3 protein-coding genes (1 of these 3 running past the window's edge) are annotated in these 19,533 nt (G+C 70.2%); all 3 read right to left on the bottom strand.

Going from position 1 to position 19,533, the window contains the following annotated elements:
* Tightly spaced (each overlapping or abutting the next), the 3 genes in view from F0U60_RS24560 to F0U60_RS24550 form a layout consistent with a single transcriptional unit that may run on beyond the window.
* Window positions 1–2,757, bottom strand: the beginning of a protein-coding gene (locus F0U60_RS24560; RefSeq protein ID WP_395823878.1) for an amino acid adenylation domain-containing protein. Its footprint begins 10,629 nt before the window's first position; the window shows 2,757 of its 13,386 coding nt (coding positions 1–2,757); its start codon is at window positions 2,755–2,757; the stop codon falls past the left edge of the window.
* Window positions 2,754–14,192, bottom strand: coding sequence for an amino acid adenylation domain-containing protein (locus tag F0U60_RS24555; protein ID WP_395823877.1), 11,439 nt, complete (start codon window positions 14,190–14,192; stop codon window positions 2,754–2,756). The genes F0U60_RS24560 and F0U60_RS24555 overlap by 4 nt, the downstream gene beginning before the upstream one ends.
* Complete coding sequence (locus F0U60_RS24550) at window positions 14,185–19,533, bottom strand: amino acid adenylation domain-containing protein (protein WP_395823875.1); 5,349 nt, start codon at window positions 19,531–19,533, stop codon at window positions 14,185–14,187. Before F0U60_RS24550 ends, F0U60_RS24555 begins: the two co-directional genes overlap by 8 nt.

The raw sequence follows: 19,533 nt of genomic DNA, 5'->3' as shown, positions 1-19,533 counted from the left end.
CAACCCTTCCCGCAGCGTGCGCAACGAAGGCGCTGGCGCCCCCGCCGCGGGCACCACGTAGGCCACCAGCTTCGCCTCTCCCTGGGCCCCCTTGCGCACCACCACCACCGCCTCACGCACCGACGGCTCGGAGCGCAGGGCTGCTTCGATTTCACCCAGCTCGATGCGGAACCCACGCACCTTCACCTGGTCATCGGCGCGGCCGAAGAACTCGAGCTGCCCGTCCGGCATCCACCGGACGACGTCACCCGTGCGGTACATGCGCGCACCGGGCTCCTCGCTGAACGGATCCGGCAGGTAGCGCTCGGCGGTGAGCTCCGGGCGGCCAAGGTAGCCCCGAGTCACGCCCGCGCCTCCCACGTACAGCTCTCCGCGCACGCCCTGGGCCACTGGGCGCAGTCCCGCGTCGAGCACGTAGAGGCGAGCGCCTCCGATCGGCGGTCCCAGCGGCGTTATCGGCGCTCCCGGCACGCAGTCCGCGAGCGTCGCGCAGATGGTGATCTCCGTGGGCCCATACACGTTGATGAAGCGCCGCCCCTCGCCCCACCGCTTCGTGAGCCTCGGGTTGCAGGCCTCGCCCGCCGCCATCACCGTCTCCAGCAGGGGCAACTCCTCCGCGGGCGTGACCTCGAGGACGGAGGGCGTGAGCATGGCGGAGGTGATCCGCTGCTCGCGCAGCAGCCGCACCAGATCCGGCCCGGGCTGGATGGCCTCGCGCGAGGCCAGCACCAGCGTCGCTCCCTCGAGCAACGCGCCGTAGATCTCCGAAACGGACGCATCGAAGCTCGCAGAGGCGAACTGCAACACGCGCTTGCCCGGACTCGCGGCCCAGGCCCAGCGTGAAACGCGCACGGTGTTGCAGACGTTCCGGTGCGCCACCAGCACGCCCTTCGGCCTGCCCGTCGAGCCTGACGTATAGATGATGTAGGCGAGCTGCTCGGGGTGCACCTGTACCTCGGGAGTCGTTCGAGGCGCACGGGAGAGCGCATCGAGGTCCGCCTTGGCGTCGAACACCACGCGAGGTACCTGCGAGCCCTCCAGCCAGGCGGAGGTCCGCGATTGCACGAGCGCCGCGACGGCCCCGCTGTCCTCCAGCAAGGACTGGAGCCGCGCTGCCGGCCAGGCCGGGTCCACCGGCACGTACGCGCCGCCAGCCTTGAGGACGCCCAGCATGGAGATGATGAGCTCCAGGGAGCGCTCCAGGCACAGCACCACCCGGGACTCGGCCCTCACGCCGAGCCCGCGCAGGTGGTGCGCGAGCTGGTTGGCCCGTGCGTCCAGCTCGGCGTAGGAGAGCCGCTCGGAGCCGAACACCAGAGCCTCCGCATCCGGTGTCCGCGCCGCCTGCTCCTCGAAGAGGTGGTGGAGCACGGACGGCTGCGTGGGTGGTCCTCCCGCGATGCTCCACTCCCGGAGGAGCCGATGGCGCTCGGCCGCGTCCACCAGGGACAGCTCACCCAGCCGCTGCTCCGGCCGAGCGGCAATGGACTCGAGCAGGTGACGGAGCTGTCCCAACATCCGGTCCACATGGGCCACGTCGAAGCGTGCGCTCTCATGAGCGAGCTCCAGCCGCAGCTCACGTCCCGGCACCGCGACGAGCGTCAACGGATGGTGGTCCGCCTCCACGGAGCGCACGTCGCGCACCTCCAACGAGGGCAGCGACGCGGTGAGCGCGGTATCCACCGGGTAGTTCTCGAAAACCATCAGGCTTTCGAAGAGCGGCGTGCCCGCGGGGACCGCGCTCCAGCGCTGGACCTTCACGAGCGGCGAGTGCTCGTGCTGACGCATCTCGAGCAGCCACGCCTGGAGGTTCTTCAACCACGGAACGAGCGGCTCCTCCGGAGGCAGGCGCACGCGCACGGGCAGCGTGTTGATGAAGAGGCCCACCATGCTCTCCACGCCGGGCAGCTCCGGCGGACGGCCTGAGACGGTGGTGCCGAAGACGACGTCCCGCGTCCCCGCATGGTGCCCGAGCAGCAGCGCCCACGCGCCCTGCACCACGGTGTTGAGCGTGAGCCCCTGCTGACGCGCGAGCGCGTTCAACATCTCAGTGGTGGCGGCGGAGAGGTGGATTCGCCGAGACGCACGGCCAGTCGCGGACGCGCCGTCGGGGAATCCCCGTCCCAGCTCGGTGGGCTCGGAGAAGCCCGCGAGCGACTGGCGCCAGAAGCGCTCCGACTCCTCCAGGCCGCGCTCCTGAATCCACTCGATGTAGTCACGGAAGGGCCGCCCCTGCTCCACGCGCGGCGTGAGTCCTCGGACGAGGCTCTCGTAGAGGACGAAGACCTGACGGATGAGGAGTGGAACGGACCACCCATCGAGCAGGATGTGGTGGTGGCTGAAGACGAAGCGGTGCGCCGAGTCCCCGGTGCGCAGCAACGAGAGCCGCATGAGCGGCGGCGTGCCCAGGTCGACGCCCCGACGGTGATCCTCCTCCAGCCAAGAGGTGAAGCGCGCCTCCTGCTCTGCTGCCGGAATCCCGCGCCAGTCCTCCTGGACGAGCGGCAGCTCCACCTCCTCGAGCACCACCTGGAGAGGCTCCTCGACGTCCTCCCAGACCATGGCCGTCCGGAGGATGGGGAACGCCGCCACCGCTTGCCGCCAGGCCTCCGCGAAGGCGGAGACGTTGAGGGCTCCACGCAGCTCGCAGGAGAGCTGGTTGAAGTACAGGCCCACGCCCTGCTCCCGCAGGACGTGGAAGAGCATTCCCTGTTGCAGCGGGGAGAGCGGATACAGGTCTGCGATGTTGTCGCTCATCGGGTCTTCTTGCCGAACCTGGCGGAGAGCTTGTCGAGTTGGGTCTGCTTCACCTTGGCCAGCGGGAAGTCGGAGGGCGTGTGGCCTCCCGCCTCGGGGGACTGGCAGTGCGCGATCAGCGCGCGCAGCCGCTCCAGGAAGTCCGCCGCGAGCTTCTCGACGGTCTCCCTCCGGTGGAGTGCTTCCCCGTACGTCCACGTCATCTGCAACCGGCCGCCCAAGACGGCGCCCACCACGTCGAGGAGGTAGGGCCTGCGAGTGCGCGGGCCACGCTGCGGTCCCATGCCCTCGGGCGCGAGCGTGAGCATCCCATTCCCGGACAGCGCACCATCCACCTGTCCGAGGTAGTTGAAGCTCACCTCCGCCGAGGGCAGCGCGGCCAGGCGGGAGTCCTTGCCCAGGTGGCGCAACAGCCCGTAGCCCATGCCCTTGGAGGGCACGGCGCGCAGCTGCTCCTTCACGGCGCGCAGGGCCTCACCGGGGCCTCCGGCTTCCGGCACCTCCAACAGCGCCGGGAAGAACGTGGTGAACCAACCCACCGTGCGCGAGGCATCCAGGCCCGCGAGCAGCTCCTCGCGCCCATGGCCCTCCACGTCCACCAGCACCAGCGGGTTGCCAGCCCAACGTCCCACCCCCTGCGCGAGCGCGGTGAGGAGCGCATCGTTGATCTGCGTGTGGTACGCGCGCGGCACGTCCTGCAGGAGCGCGCGAGTCTCCTCGGCGGTGAGGCTCAGACTCACGCTCCGAGCCAGGGCCTCCGTGTTCTCTCCTCCCGGCAGCTCCACCGGCAGGCGCGAGACACGTGCCCACGGACGCTCCAACCACCAGGAGCGCTCGGCCTCCAGTGCTCCCGAGCGCGCGTGATCAGAGAGGCCCCGAGCCCACGCCTGGAAGGAGGTCGTCTTCGGCGGCAAGCGCACCGGAACACCGCCCGCGAGCTGCTGGTAGGCCCCCAGCAGATCCTCCAGGAGGATGCGCCAGGAGACGCCGTCCACCACCAGGTGGTGCAGCACGAGCAACAGGCGCCCGGGCCGTCCCGCTCCGAGGTCGAACGACACCGCCCGGAGCAGCGGCCCCTCCTCCAACTGGAGCGAGCCCTGGAACTGCGTGGCCCACCGCTCCACTTCCAGTCCCTGCACTCCGGCCGGCACGCTCGACAGGTCCACGCGCTCCAGCCGCACGGGCTCGCCCGGAGGCGCGCACACCTGCCGCCAGCCGTCCTCTCCTCGTGCGAAGCGCAGGCGCAACGCATCGTGGTGCTCGACCAGGTGCCCCAGCGCGCGCTCCAGCACCGCCGTGTCCAGGGCCGCACGCACCTCCAGGAGGAGCGACATGTTCCAATGGTGAGGCTCCGCGGGCTCCTGGGCGAAGAACCAGTGCTGGATGGGCGTGAGGGCCACTGGACCCGTTACAGGCCCCTGCTCGGCCTGCACCGCGAGCCGCGTGTTCGCCACCGCTGCGAGCCGGGCCACCGTGGGGTTCTGGAACACCTGGCGCGGCGACAGCTCGATGCCCGCCCGACCCGCCCGGGTGACGATCTGGATGCTGAGAATGGAGTCCCCGCCCAGCTCGAAGAAGTTGTCGTCCACGCCGACACGAGCCACGCCGAGCACCTCGCTCCAGACACGCGCGAGGCCCTCCTCCAGCTCGTTGCGTGGCGCCACGTACGCCGCGCTCCGGACAGCGGACTGGAACTCCGGCGTGGGCAGTGCGCGCAGGTCCACCTTCCCGGTGCGCGTGCGAGGCAGGACCTCCCGCTCCACGAAGGCGGACGGCACCATGTACTCGGGGAGCCGCTCACGGAGGAAGGCGCGCAACGCGTCCGGCTCGGGGGCCGGGCGCTGGTGGGGCACGACGTAAGCAACGAGCCGCTTGCCACCCCGCCCGTCCTCGCGTGCGGCCACCGCCACCTCGCGCAGTCCGGGGTGAGCCGCGAGCGCCGCTTCCACCTCTCCCGTCTCGATGCGGAAGCCCCGCACCTTCACCTGCCCGTCCTGGCGCCCGAGGAACTCGAGCACCCCGTCCTTCCGCCAGCGCACGCGATCTCCCGTGCGGTACAGCCGTGCACCGGGGCTCGCGTCGAACGGATCCGCGAGGAATCGCTCAGAGGTCAGCTCGGGCCGACCGAGGTAGCCGCGCGCCACGCCAGCGCCACCCACGTACAGCTCGCCCGGGACACCCGCGGGAACGAGCTGGAGACGCTCGTCCAGCACGTACACCCGAGCACCGGGGATGGGACGGCCGATGGGCACGGAGCCCGACTCCGTTGGCTCCACCCGGTGCACGGTGCTCCAGATGGTGGCCTCGGTGGGACCGTACTCGTTGAAGAGTGGCGTTCCAGGCAAAGCCTCGTAGTGGGCGCGGACCAGCTCGCGGGGGCAGGCCTCTCCACCCACGGAGACAGCGCGCAGGCTGGAGAGTCCACCGGCCGGAGCCGCCGCGAGGAGCTGCGCATAGAGCACCGGCACGCCGATGAGGTGCGTGACGCCGTGCTGCGCGAGCGAGGCGGCCAGCGCCCGGGGATCATCCATCACTCCGGACTCCGGGAAGCGCAGCGTGCCGCCGTGGCTCAACGTCCAGAACAGGCCGGCGAGCGAGGCATCGAAGGTGAACGGAGACAGCGAGACCGTGACGCCCGGAGCGCCGTACACCTCGAACCGAGCCCGCGTGGCATGGGCGAGCTGGCGATGCTCCACCACCACGCCCTTGGGACGTCCCGTCGAGCCGGAGGTGAAGAGGACATACGCCGCGTGGTGAGGCGCCGGCAGGGAGGCGGGAGGCGAGTCGGACTCGGAAGCCGAGGCCTCCAAGGTGACCACGCTCTTCCCCTCGCCCATCTTGAAACGGGCACTCAAGGACTCGCGGGTGAGCACCACCCGCGCGCCGGCGTCGTCGAGCACGAGCCGCAACCGCTCCACCGGATGCGAGGCATCCAGCGGGAGCCAGGCGCCTCCCGCCGCGAGCGTGCCCAGGATGGCGGACACCGCTTCCATGGGGCGCTCCAGCGCGATCGCCACCACGCACTCGGGGCCCACGCCCTGCCGGCGCAGCAACGAGGCAATGCGCCAGGCCCGAGCGGCCAGCTCCCGGTAGGTGAGCACCTCTGAGGCATCGGACACAGCAGTCGCATTCGGAGTCCGAGCCACCTGGGCCACGAAGGACTCCAGCACGGTGGCGGAGTCCCGAGGCGCAGGAGACGGATTCCACTCGATCAGGAGCTTCTGGCGCTCGGCCTCGGACAGGAGCGCCAGCCTGGAGAGCCGCTGCTCCGGCGCCGCGGCGATGCCCTCCAACAAGCGCACGAAGTGGTCCCCCATCCGCGCGAGGGTCTCCGGTTCGAAGAGGTCGGTGTTGTACTCGAAGCCGCCCCAGAGTCCTTCGGACGTCTCGCGCAACTCCAGCGCGAGATCCAACTTGGCAGCGCCCGCATGGACGTCCATGCCGCTCAACGTGAGGCCCGCGAGCTGCACGGTGGGCACGGGGGTGTTGTGGAGTACCAGCAGCGTCTGGAAGATCGGCGTGTGGCTCAGCTCGCGCGGGACGTGCAGCGCGTCCACCAGCTTCTCGAAGGGGGCCTCCTGATGGGAGAAGGCACCCAGAGCGGTGCGGCGGACGCGGCCGAGCAGCTCCACGAAGGACGGATCCTCAGACAGGTCAGCGCGCAGGGCCAGCGAGTTGACGAAGCACCCGACCAGGGGCTCCAGTTCGGGACGACTGCGGCCCGCCACGGCCGTGCCCACCGCGAAGTCTTCCTGGCCGCTGTAGCGGGACAGGAGCAACTGGTAGGCGGACATGAACACCATGAAGGGCGTGGCGCCCTCCCGCTTGGCGAGTGCCCCCAACGAATCGACCAGGGCTCGGGGAACGGTGAAGCGGTGCTGGGCACCCCGGTAGGTCTGCACCGCCGGACGAGCCTTGTCCGTGGGCAGCCGCAGCACCGGGACATCGGCCAGCGACTCCTTCCACCAGGACAGCTCCTTCTCCAACGCGGGGCCGCGCAGCCATTCGTGCTGCCATGCGGCGTAGTCGGCGTACTGCACGGACAGCGCGGGCAAGGGGGACTCGGCTCCCGTGGCGTAGGCACCGTAGAGGAACGCCAGCTCCTGGAGCATCACGCCCGCGGACCAACCATCGGAGACGATGTGGTGCAGGGTGACGAGCAGCACATGCTCCGTCTCATGGACGCGCAGCAGCGCCGTGCGGATGAGCGGACCCACCGCGAGATCGAAGGGCTTGCGCGCCTCCGCGAGCACCCACCGCTCAATCTCCGCGTCACGCTCGCCCGAGGACTCGAGTTGAGTCATCTCCAGGGAGAGACTCAGGGACGGAGCGATGCGCTGGACTGGGCCAGAGTCTTCCAGTGCGAAGGTGGTCCGGAGCACCTCGTGGCGGCGCACCACCTCGTTGAGAGCACGCTCCAGCGCGGCGGCATCCAGACGTCCGCTCAGGCGCAGCGCGGACGGGTTGTTGTAGGCCACGTTCCCCGGCTCGAGCTGATCCAAGTACCACAGCCGCTGCTGGGCGAAGCTGAGGGGCAGCGACTGATCTCGCGGCACGTGGGGAATGGCGGGCGGGCCCTCGGGACGACGGGCGACCTCTGCACGGGGAGCCTGCTTTTGCGCGGGCGCTGGTGCCGGACGACGGGCCTTCGGGGCCTCCACCGGGAGGATCTCCACGGAGCCATCCGCACGAAGCCGAGCACGCCGTCCCGTAACGAGCAGCCGAGCTCCCGCTTCGGAAGGATGGGGCACGATCCGCTCGCGCGTGGCGTCGGGAGCCATCCAGAACCCGCGGGGAACACCGCCGCCTCCGACGGCGAGCACACCGGCCACGCCCACGGGAACAGGCTGTCCCCTCGAATCCAACACGTGGAGCCGCGAGTAGGTGGAAGGCGGCGGGAGCACCTGGAGACCCGAGGTCTCCTGGGCACGAACCGGCAGCCACGTCCCGAGCCCCAGCGCACCCTCGCGGCGCACCACTTCCACGCCCGCGGCGCGAGCGAGTGAAGCGGCCAGCTCTGGAGCCACACCCTCAACGAAGAGCCGGCGCACCGGGCGAAGGGCCTCGGCCACTCCGGGCAGCGACGTGAGCGTGCGGGCCAGGGCCGGCGTGCAGTGCAGGTACGTGACGCCCGCCTCACGGACGAGCGCGAGCAGCGCCTCCGCCTCCGAGCCGCTCTCGTGCAGAACGGTGGGCGCGGGCCCCGTCTCCTCCGGCTGAGTGCGCCGCCGCAGGGTGTCCAGGTGCTGGAGGCTGGCGAGCGTCGCCTCCGTGCCCGTGCCGAAGTCCACCAGGCAGGCCACCTCATCGACGTCCAGCCTTCGCACACGCTCGATGATGGCCTCGCAGGACTCGGGCGTTCCGAAGATCCCTCCGGCCTCCAGGTAGCGCTCGAAGCCGTGCTCCAGCAGCGCGTCCATGTCCTGGGGCGTCAGGGTGCGTGCATCCACCTTGAGTCCCTGGCTGGCGGCAAAGCCGCTGAAGATGTCCACTGAGCTGCGGAAGTAGCGGAGCAGCGGCTCGCGCACGGTGCGGCGCACCTCCTCGGCATTCGTGCCGAGGAAGGCGTGCATCATCAGGCTCACGTGGCCTCGGCCGGGACCGTGACCATGCTGCCGCCACGTCTCGCGGTAGAGCGCCACCTTCTCGGCCAGCGAGTCCAGCTCCTGGCCCATCAGGTTGGTGAGCACGTTGGCGCCCATCTCGCCCGAGAGCCGGAAGGTGTCCGGGTTGCCCGCGGCCGTGAGCCAGAAGGGCAGCTCCGCCTGGACCGGACGCGGGCGAATGGAGATCTCCACCTCCTTGCCCTCGCCGTTGCGGCGGAGCACCGTCCCGCCGCGCCACAAATGACGCACGGTCTCGATGCCGCGGAGCATGATCTCCTTGCGGCGTGCGTAGTGATCAGGGGCGAAGACGAAGTCATTCGCATGCCACCCCGAGGCGAACGACACCCCCACCCGGCCACCGGAGAGGTTGTCGATCATCGACCACTCCTCCGCGACCTGGAGGGGATCGTGCAGGGGGATCACCACGCTGCCGGCGCGGATGCCAATGTTCTCGGTGAGGGTGGCGATGCCCGCGCCGGTGATGGCAGGGCTCGGGTAGAGACCGCCGAAGGAGTGGAAGTGGCGCTCGGGCGTCCAGATCGCCGAGAAGCCATGCGTATCGGCGAAGCGGGCCCCGTCCAAGAGGAGCTGGTACTTGCGCTTGCCGAGCCCGTCCTCGTCGTTGGCGAAGTACGAGAGGCTGAAGGCCAAGGGACGGCGAGACGTGGCGCCCTTCCCCACCGACAGGAAGCGCGCACGCGTGGACTCGGGAGCGAGGACAACACGCAGGCCCCGGCTCAGGGCCCACAGCACCTCCAACCCACTCCCCTGCGCTCCGGGCTCTTCGGCCCAGAGCCACGCACCACCCGGAGCCACCTCGTGACCCTCGTCGAGCGCGCGGAACAGGTGGGCCACGGTGCGGTGCGTGTGGATGGCGTGGAGCGAAGCACCCGAGGCGCCAGCCACCGGCTCGAGGCAGACCATGGCCTCGGCGTCCGGCGTGGACACGCGACGGGCCACGGGGGACGCGGACTCACTCCCGGGCAGCGCATCCACGCGCAGCACCCGCGAGGCGTCGAGCGCCAGGCTCGTCTGCAGCCGCGAGTGCGTGAGCAGCAGCGGCGCTGGAGTTCCCTGGGGCACGAGCGACGTCAACTCCCGGAGCCGAGCCGGTGGCAGGAGGACCCAGGCCGCTCCAGCCTCCAACACGGCCCAGAGGGCCACGAGGCGCTCGGGAGACGGCTCCAGGCACACGGCCACGAGCTGCTCCGGACCCACGCCCTTCTGGACCAACAGGCCCGCGAGTCGCAGGGCACGCTCGCGCAGCTCTCGCCAGGAGAGGCCAGTCTCCCCGGCGGAGACAGCGAGACCCTCGGGTGAACGCGAGGCCTGGGCCTCCAACAGGGCCACCACGGAAGCGGCCTCGGCGTTCGGCGTCGACACCGGAGCGGCGAGCTGGCGCCGCTCGGCCTCGGTCAGCAGGGAGAGCTCGGAGAGGCGCTGACCGGGTTGAGCAACGGCGGACTCGAGGAGTGCCTCGAGGTGGCCGAGCAACCGGTCGATGGTGGGCGGATCGAACAGCTCGGAGGCGTACTCCAGGGTGCCGGAGAAGCCGTGCTCGCTCTCACCCATGTAGATGGAGAGGTGGGAGAGCGTGGCGCCGAACTGCGCGGGGATCTCCGATACCTCCACGAGCTCCAGGTGGAGTCCCGGCAGTTCCATCGTGGACGCAAAGCCGGCGTGCAGGACGAAGAGCGCATCGAACAGCCGGGCGCGCTCCGGGTCCTTGCCGGGCTCCAGCTCGCGCACGAGGTGCTCGTAGGGGATGTCCGGGTTCGCATAGGCGCCGAGCGTGGTGTCTCGCACACGGGAGAGCAGCTCGAGGAAGGGGGGATCGCCGGAGAGGTCCGTGCGCAGCGGGACGGCGTGGGCCACGTAGCCAATCAGCGGCTCCAGCTCGCCGCGGGTGCGGTTGCCAATGGGCGTGCCCACCACGACATCGTCCTGGCCGGCGTAGCGAGCCAGCAGCGCCTTGAAGGCGGCCAGGAGGATCATGAAGTCGGTGAAGCCCTCGCGCTGGCCGAGCGCATGGACAGCATCAGAGATTCGACGGGAGAAGCCAAAGGGCCGGCGAATTCCGAGCAGCTTGCGAACAGCCTCGCGCGGACGATCCGTGGGGAGAGCCAGGGGGCCGGGCGGATCCGCCATTCGCTCACGCCAGTACACCTGCTGATCCGCGAAGGCCCCTGCCTCCAGCGCGCGCCGCTGCCACGCCGCGTAGTCCAGGTATTGCGTGGTCAGGGCCGGGAGCGGCGAGGGCTTGCCCAGACGGAACGCCTCGTAGAGCGCCGCCAGCTCACGAACGAGCACCACCATGGACAAGGTGTCCGAGACAACATGGTGCACGGTGGCGAGCAGCAGGTGGACGTCCGTGTCGATGCGGATGAGGCTCGCGCGGATGACAGGGCCGCGCTCCAGGGAGAACGGCCGGGCCGCCTCCTCGCGAGCGAGCCGCATGGCCTCCGCCTCGCGGACCTCGCGGGAACCCTCCAGCACGGTGACCGGGAGCGGCAGCGCCAGACTGGGAGCGACGCGAAGCACGGCTCGGCCGTCCACGGTGGCATAGGTAGTGCGAAGGGCCTCGTGCCGACGGATGACCTCGCCCAGGCTCCGCTCCAGCACGGCCACATCGAGCGTGCCCGTCAGCCGCAGGGCCACGGGCATGTTGAGCGTCGGGGTACCGGGGGTGAAGCGCTCCAGCGCGCATACCCGCTCCTGCACGAAGGAGAGCGGAAGGACGCCCTCGCGCGGGATGGAGACGATGGGCGGCACCGGGACACGTCCCGAGCCGGGCTGGAGATCCTTCAGGCGCGCCTCAATGCGCGCAGCAACACCCGCGACCGTGGGCGCCTCAAAGAGATCGCTCAACGGGAGCTGCACCGGGAACGTCTCGCGCAGACGCGTGAGGACCTGCGCCGCCATCAGCGAGTTGCCACCCAGCTCCAAGAAGTTGTCGTGGATGCCGAAGTCCGCGAGGCCGAGTCGCTCGCGCCAGATCTCCATCACCTGCCGCTCGATGTCGTTGCTCGGACCGGCGACTCCCTCCACTGCCACGGGGCTCGGGACGGCGCTTGGAACGGGGCTCGGGACGGCGCTTGGAACAGGGGTCGGGGCAGGACGCGCGGAAGGCTCGGGCGACGGAAGCTCGGGCGCGTCCACCCACTTGGGCTCGAGCGAGAAACGGCGGCGCTCGAAGGGATGGGTAGGCAGTGGAATGCGGAGGCGCCGCTCGTGCGCGTAGAACCGCTCCCACCGGATCTCCAGCCCCGCCTTCCACAGCGTGCCGACTGCCTCGAGCAGCGTGCCATGCTGGGACGTGGACACACCCGAGCGAGGAAGCGATGGCACGGCCATGGCCCCCGCCTCGCCGCGCAGCCGCAGCTTGGCGAGCGCGGTGAGTGCCTGATCCGGCCCCACCTCCAGGTGGATGACGCACCCGTCGCGCAGCAGGGTGTCCAATCCCTCGGAGAAGCGAACCGGCTGGCGCATCTGCCGGACCCAGTAGGAGGGATCGGTCGCTTCCTCGGGGCGGATCCACGTCCCGGTGAGGCTGGAGACGTAGGGCCGCTGTGGCGCGGAGAGGCGCAGGCCCGCGACGACGCGCTGGAGCTCCGGCATGACCGGCTCCACGTCCGCCGAGTGGAAGGCGTGACGCACGGGCAGCCGCAGCACGCCCACGTTCCGGCGCGAGAGCTCCTGCTCAAGCCGCTCCACCTCGGGAACGGGGCCGGAGACGACGCACCGGGAAGCCCCATTGACGGCGGCCAGGGAGAGCCCACCGTTCAGCAGCGGGCGCAACTCCTCCTCGGAGGCTCCCACGGCGGTCATGGCGCCCAGCGGCATATCCGCCATCAACCGACCCCGCGCGACCACGAGCGTCAGTGCGTCCTCCAGGGACATCACGCCCGCGAGGCACGCGACGACATACTCACCCAGGCTGTGCCCGAGCATCGCGTGGGGCTCAATACCCCAGTCCATCCAGAGGCGTGCCAGCGCGTACTCCACGGTGAACAGCGCAGGCAGGGCATTGCGAGGGTCCGCCATCGCCTCACGGGCCGCAGCCTCCTGGCCGGGCTCCGGGAACAGCACCGGGCGCGGGTCCTTCCCCATGCGAAGCGCGAGGAGGGAGAGACACGCCTCGGCGTGCTCACGGAAGACGGGCTCGGAGGCATACAGCTCGCGCGCCATGCCCACCGACTGCGAGCCCTGTCCGGGGAACAGGAAGGCCACGCGCTGCTCGCGGGCGGCCTCCAGGTTGGCGAGGCTCCGGCTCGCGGGAGGCGACTTCAACCGAGCGAGCAATCCGGCCACATTCTCCGCGACCACGGTGCGCCGGTGCTCGAAGGCCTTGCGGCCCACGGCGCGCGTGAAGGCCAGGTCCGCCAGGTCCACCTCCGGCCGGGCCTCGAGGTACGCGGCGAGCTCGTGCGTCATCGCCTCCAGCGCCGAGGGAGTGCGAGCCGAGAGCGTGACGAGCTGATGGGGCCGGGCGCTCGGCTGCCCTTCCACCAGCGGGGCCTCGCCGAGAATGGCATGCGCGTTGGTGCCACCGATGCCGAAGGAGCTGACACCTGCGAGCCGCGGAGACTCCCCGCGCTTCCACTCGCGACGCTCCGTGACGACGGAGAAGGGACTGCCCTCGAAGTCGATGGCGGGGTTGGGGCGCTCGAAGTGGAGGCTCGGGGGGAGCTCCTCGTGGTACAGCGCGAGCGTGGCCTTGAGCAGCCCGGCGATACCCGCGGCGGTGTCCAGGTGCCCGATGTTCGTCTTCACCGAGCCGATGCCACAGAAGCGCCGCGCGTCCGTGTCACGCCGGTAGGCGCGAGTGAGGGCAGCGATCTCAATCGGATCCCCGAGCGGCGTGCCGGTACCATGCGCCTCGACGTAGCCGATGTCCCCAGCCTCAACGCCGGCATAGGCCAGGGCCTCGGAGATGACCTCGGACTGCCCCTCGACGCTGGGGGCGGTGTAGCCGACCTTGAGGTTGCCATCGTTGTTGATGGCCGAGCCCTTGATGACGGCATAGACGTGGTCCCCATCCCGCAGTGCGTCCGCGAGCGGCTTGAGGACAACCACCCCTACGCCGTTGCCACTCACCGTGCCACGAGCGCGCGCATCGAAAGCGCGGCAGTGCCCGTCGGGGGAGAAGATCATCCCTTCCTGGAAGAGGTAGCCGGTGCGCTGAGGGAGGGAGATGCGCACGGCTCCGGCCAGGGCGATGTCGGACTGACGGAGCAGCAAGCTCTGGCAGGCCATGTGGACAGAGACGAGGCCCGTGGAGCACGCGGTGTAGATGGCCAGACTCTCGCCGCGCAGCTTCAGCTTGAAGGACACCTTGGTGGCGGCGTTCTCCGCGGTGGTGGTGCCGAGCGCCTCGAAAAGGGCCGCTGGCTCCTTCTTCACATGCCCCAGCAGGGAGAGCACGTGGCCGGACTGACCCACGCCCGCGTAGAGGGAGATCTTCCCCGGGAAGCGATCGGGATCGTACGCAGCATTCTCAAGCGCGGCCCACGCGCACTCGAGGAACACGCGCTGCTGGGGATCCATCCACAGCGCCTCGCGCGGGGCGATGTCGAAGAACTCGGGATCGAAAAGATCCGCGCCCTCGAGCACGCCGCCCGCGCGCACGAAGTCCGGGTGTCCGCGCAGCGCCGCTGGGACAATCGGCGATGCCTCCAGCTCATCCTCGCGGAAGCGAGAGATGGACTCGACACCCTCGCGCAGGTTCTTCCAGAAGGACTGCACGTCACCGGCCCCGGGGAACCGCCCGGCCATGCCGATGATCGCAATGTCGTTCCCCGTACCCTCCATCATCTCCTGCTCAGCCATGGCCTCGGGTTCCTCTCGGGTTGCGGCGCTGGAGGGCCTGACGACGGGCCTCGGCGCGATCCTGGTGTGGGGTGTTTCCAGCCTGTGAGGCGGGGGTCTGGTCCAGACGCTTCGCGAGCGCGTGGACGGTGGGGTGTTCGAAGAAGTGAGTGATGGGCACGTCCTGCTTCAGCTCGTCACGCAACAGGGCGCAGGCGCGAACCACCGTGAGCGAGCTACCTCCGAGGTCATCGAAGAAGTGCTCGTGCAGGCCCACCGCCTCATGGCCGAGCGCCTGGGCCCAGGCGCGGGCAATGGACACCTCGAGCGGCGTGCGCGGCGCAACGAAGGAGGCATCGCGCTCGGGCGGGCGGGGAAGCGGGAGGGCCCGGAGGTCCACCTTGCCGTTGGGCGTGAGGGGCAGAGCCTCCAAGAAGATGAAGGCAGTGGGCACCATGTGCTCCGGCAAACGCTGGCGCAGGAGCGCGCGGGCCTCGCGGCTCTCTCGCGGCGTGGACTCGCCTGGAACCAGGTACGCCACCAGCCGCGTCTCTCCACCCGGCCCCTTCCAGGGACGCACGAGCGCCTGCCGGGCACCGAGCACCTCGCGCAGTGCAACCTCTACCTCTCCGGGCTCCACGCGCATGCCGCGTAGCTTCACCTGGGCGTCGGCGCGACCGAGGAACTCCAGCGAGCCATCCGCGCGCCAGCGCACCCTGTCACCGGTGCGGTACAGGCGCGCACCGGGCTCACGCGAGAAGGGATGGGGAACAAACCGCTCCGCCGTCAGCTCCTGCCTGCCCAGGTAACCCCGAGCCAGTCCAATCCCGCCCACATACAGCTCTCCAGCCACGCCCGGGGGCACGGGTCTCATGGCCCCGTCCAGCACGTACACCTGGGCGTTGCGCATCGGCCTTCCGATGGGAGGAAGGCCCTCGCCCACCACGCACTCCGCCCAGGTGGCGCATACCGTCACCTCCGTGGGTCCGTAGGCGTTGAAGAAGCGCCGCCCGGGCGCCCACCGCGCCACCAGCTCCGGCGAGCAGGCCTCGCCCGCGGAGATCACCACCCGAAGGCCCGCCAAGGCCCCCTCGGGCAACAGCGCCAGCACCGAGGGCGGCAAGGTCGCCACCGCCACCCTGCCCTCTTCCAGCGTGCGCCTGAGCGCGTCGCCCACCAGCACCTCGCCCGCGGGAGGGACAACGAGCGCTCCGCCACCGGAGACCGTCATCAGGTACTCCGACACCGAGGCATCGAAGCCGAGCGGCGCGAACTGCAACACCCGATCGCCCTCCGCCACACCGAAGCCCCGCTGCTGGGCCACGGCCAGGTTGCATGCGCCCCGGTGCGTCACCTCGACACCCTTGGGCTTACCGGTGCTCCCCGAGGTGTAGATGACGTACGAGATGTTGTCGGCCTGGACTCCACTCTCGAGTGGGCTCGTGTCCTCTCCCACCTCCTCCAAGCGGATCACGCGAACGCTCTCCGGCACGCGACACCGCTCGCCCAGACCGGCGCGCGTCACCACTGCGCGGGGACGGGAGTCCTCCACCATCCACTCCAGCCGCTCCCGAGGCTGCACCGCCTCCAGCGGCACGTACACACCGCCCGCGAGCTGCACGCCCCAGAAGGCCACCACCGCGTCCACGCCCCGCTCCAGGAGCACGCCCACGCGCACCTCGGGGCCCACGCCCTCGCGCCGCAGCCGGTGCGCGAGCCCTCGGGCCCGAGCCTCCAGCTGCCGGTAGCTCAGCCGCTCTGCGCCACACACCACCGCCTCCGCCTCGGGCCGCGCTTCCACCTGCCGCGCCAGCAGCCGAGCCAGACTCCCCTCCTCCTCGGCCTCCCGCGCCCCCTCGCTCCAGGAGCCCAACACCGTGGCGCGCTCGTCTCCACCCAGCAGCTCCACCTCCTCCAGCCGCCGCTCCGGCGCCGCCACCAGCCCCTCCAACAGCGACCCGAAGTGCCGCGCCATGCGCGCGGCCGTGGAGGCCTCGAAGAGGTCCGTGCAGTACTCCAGCGAGGCGCTCAATCCCTCTCCCGACTCGGCCATCATCAGGGTGAGATCGAACGCCGAGCCCCGCTGCGGGAGTGGCAGAGACTCCAGCTCCAATCCGCTCAGGCGCATGCGCGCGCCCGACTCACCCAGCGCGAATGCGGCGAGGGCCTCGCCCGCCCCAGGCAGGTGCCCACGCTGGAGGACGAACATCGCCTGGAAGATGGGCGAGCGCCCCGGCTCTCGCGAAGGCTGAAGCTGCTCGACAATTCGGGCGAAGGGCAGCTCCTGGTGCTCGAGCGCCTCCAACACAGTGCCGCGAACCTGGGAGAGCAGCTCCTGGAACGTGAGCCTCGAGGACAGACTGGCACGCAGCGCCACCGGGTTGACGAAGTAGCCCACGAGCCGGGCCAGCTCGGGCCGGGAGCGTCCCGCGGTGGGCGAGCCCACGACGAGCTCTTCCTGACCGGTGTAGCGGCGCAGGAAGGCAAAGAAGGCCGCCAGCAGCACCATGTAGGGCGTGGCGCCATGCGCGCGCGCGAGCGCCTTCACCCGTGCAGTGGTCTCCGGCCCCACCTGGAACGCAAGCGAGGAGCCTCGGAAGGACTGGAGCCGGGGCCGAGGATGATCCGTGGGAAGCGCCAGCATGGGCAGCTCGCCGGCGAGCTGCGTGCGCCAGAAGTTCCACAGCGCTTCGCCGCGGGGACCGGAGAGCCGGGCCGCGAGGGCGCGATCGGCCTCGGTGGGGCTCAGAGACAGTGCCGGCAGGCTCGCGGGGGCACCTCCCGTTTCCGCGGTGTAGAGCGAGCCCAGCTCTTCCACCATCACCGCCAGGGACCAGAAGTCGGTGATGAGGTGGTGCAGCGCGAGCAGCAACACGTGCTCGTCCGGCCTTCGGGAGAGAAGCAGGACGCGCATCAGCGGGCCCTTGGCCAGATCGAAGGGCCGATGGGCCTCGACGTCGAGCCGTGCACCCAACTCCGCCTCGCTCCAACCGGAGGCATCCTCCACCCGGAGCACGGGGCCCGAGGGCTCCACGAACCGCTGAACGGGAGCGCCCTGCTCCTCAGGGAACACCGAGCGCAGCGACGGATGCCGCAGCACGAGCGCCTGGAAGGCCCGCTCCAGCGCGGCGACATCGAGGCGCGAGTGGATCCGCACCGCGCGCACCACATGGTACGCCGTGCTCTCCGGAGCCATGCGCTGCAGGAACCACAGCGCCCGCTGACCATCCGAGAGAGGCTGGGGACCCGCCGGCTCCACGGGAGCCAGTGGAGGCGTCACGACGTCACGCGCGGGTCGCTCCACGAGGAGCGCAGCCAGCTCACGCAGAGAAGGCCCCTGCAACAGACAGGTGATCGGCAGCCTCACGCCCAGCGCTGTCTCGAGCCCGCTCTGCACCTCCATCGAACGCAACGAATCGAGCCCGTACCGGGTGAGGGGCGCCTCCGGATCCAGCTCACCTGCGGGAACCCCGAGCGCCCGAGACAGACGCACGGAGAGCCACGGAAGCAGCGCCTCCGGGCCGGCCCCCACAGGGGGAGCGAGCTCCTCCGCCACAACCGAGCTGGCGGACTCCACCTCGATGGTGGCAGAGCCTTCGCGCCAGGAGAGCACCTCCTCCAAGGAGCCCTCGAGGAACGCGGCGCGGCAGGCGTGGCGCTGGATCTTCCCGCTCGACGTCTTCGGGATGCTGCCGGGAGCAAGCAGCATCACGGCATGCACGCCGAGCTCGTGCTGCTCGGCCACCACCTGGCGAATGCGAGCGATGGCCTCGCGAGCGCGCACCCCGGGATCCGCCGCGGAGCGATCAGCAAACTCCTGGACGACCACCAGGCGCTCTTCGCCCTCCACGTCCACGGAGAACGCCGCGCCGCAACCGGGCCGCAGCCCTGGATCACACCGCTCCACCGAGAGCTCGATGTCCTGCGGGTAATGATTGCGCCCTCGGATGATGAGGAGGTCCTTCCGGCGGCCCATGACGAACAGCTCGCCGCCGTCGAGCACACCGAGATCTCCGGTGCGCAGAAAGGGCCCCTCCCCGGAGCCCGCCAGGCGAGCGTGGAAGATGCGCTCAGTGTCCTCGGGCCGCTCCCAGTAACCCCGAGCCACGCTGGCGCCACGGACCCAGATCTCCCCGATGCGGCCGGGAGGGCTTGGCTCGCACGTCTCGGGATCGACGATGCGCACCTCCTGGTCACCCAGAGATTGGCCGCAGCCAATCATCGGCACGCCCTCCTGCTCCACACGGGGAGCCCGCGCCTCGCCGCGCGGCAGCCCATCTCGAGCGAAGCGGCGCACCACGGGCGGCTCAGCCTTGCGCCCACCGCTGACGATCAGCGTGCCCTCTGCGAGCCCGTAGCAGGGATAGAAGGCCTCGCGCCGGAAGCCGGCGGGGGCAAACGCCTCGGCGAACCGCTCCAGCGTCTCCTGGCGGATGGGCTCGGCGCCACAGAAGGCCACCTCCCAGCTGCGCAGATCCAACGCGGCCCGCTGCTCGGGAGTCGTCTTCCGGACGCACAGCTCATAGGCGAAGTTGGGCCCCCCACTGACGGTGCCGCCATGCCGGGAGATCGCCTCCAACCAGCGCAGGGGCTGTTGAAGGAAGAAGAGCGGCGACATCAAGACGGTGGGGATGTCGCGATAGAGAGGCTGGAGGATGCCGCCGATGAGCCCCATGTCGTGGTACGGCGGCAGCCAGATGACGCCCACGGGCCGAGGCGACGCATCAAACCCGAGCGAGATGAGCCCCGAGTTGTGCAGCAGGTTGCTGTGACTGAGCATCACGCCCTTGGGCGTGCCCGTGGAGCCAGAGGTGTACTGGAGGAAGGCCAGGTCCTCGGCGGACACAGGAGGAGCAGACCACTCCCCAGCAACACCAGGCTCGAGCAAGTCCGTGGCCAGCCAGCGCAGCGCGCGAAGATCCGGAGCGTCCTCGGTGAGGAACCCGACCATGTCCAGCAACGCAGAGGTGGTCAGCGCCGCGGTGGCGCGGCAATCCGCCACCAAGGCCTGGAGTCTGGGCAGGGTGCGTCCGAGCCGCGCCGGATCAGGCGGATACGCGGGAACGGCGACAACGCCCGCGTAGAGACACCCGAGAAAACCCAACACGTACTCACGACCTGGCGGGTAGAGCAGGAGCACCCGCTCGCCCGGAGCAAGGTGCCGTCGCAAGGTGGCCGCAACAGCGCGCGCCCTCTCATCCAATTCTTGGTAGGTAAGAGAAGACTCGCCATCTTCGTCGAGGAAGGTGAAGACGCGCGCCTCGGGCTGACGAAGGACCCTCTCGCGAAGCACGTCCACGAAGGTGGCATCCTTGGGAAGACATACACCGCGTGCGGAATCATCTCGCGACAGCAATGGCAT

The organism is Archangium minus (assembly GCF_044360475.1).
GTDB lineage: Bacteria > Myxococcota > Myxococcia > Myxococcales > Myxococcaceae > Archangium > Archangium minus.
This window is presented reverse-complemented; position numbering and strand designations above follow the sequence as displayed.

What these genes read in the sequence shown, in the direction of transcription:
- F0U60_RS24550 (WP_395823875.1), bottom strand. Translation starts at nt 19,533, where the DNA reads ATGCCATTGCTGTCGCGAGATGATTCCGCACGCGGTGTATGTCTTCCC.
- F0U60_RS24555 (WP_395823877.1), bottom strand. Translation starts at nt 14,192, where the DNA reads ATGGCTGAGCAGGAGATGATGGAGGGTACGGGGAACGACATTGCGATC.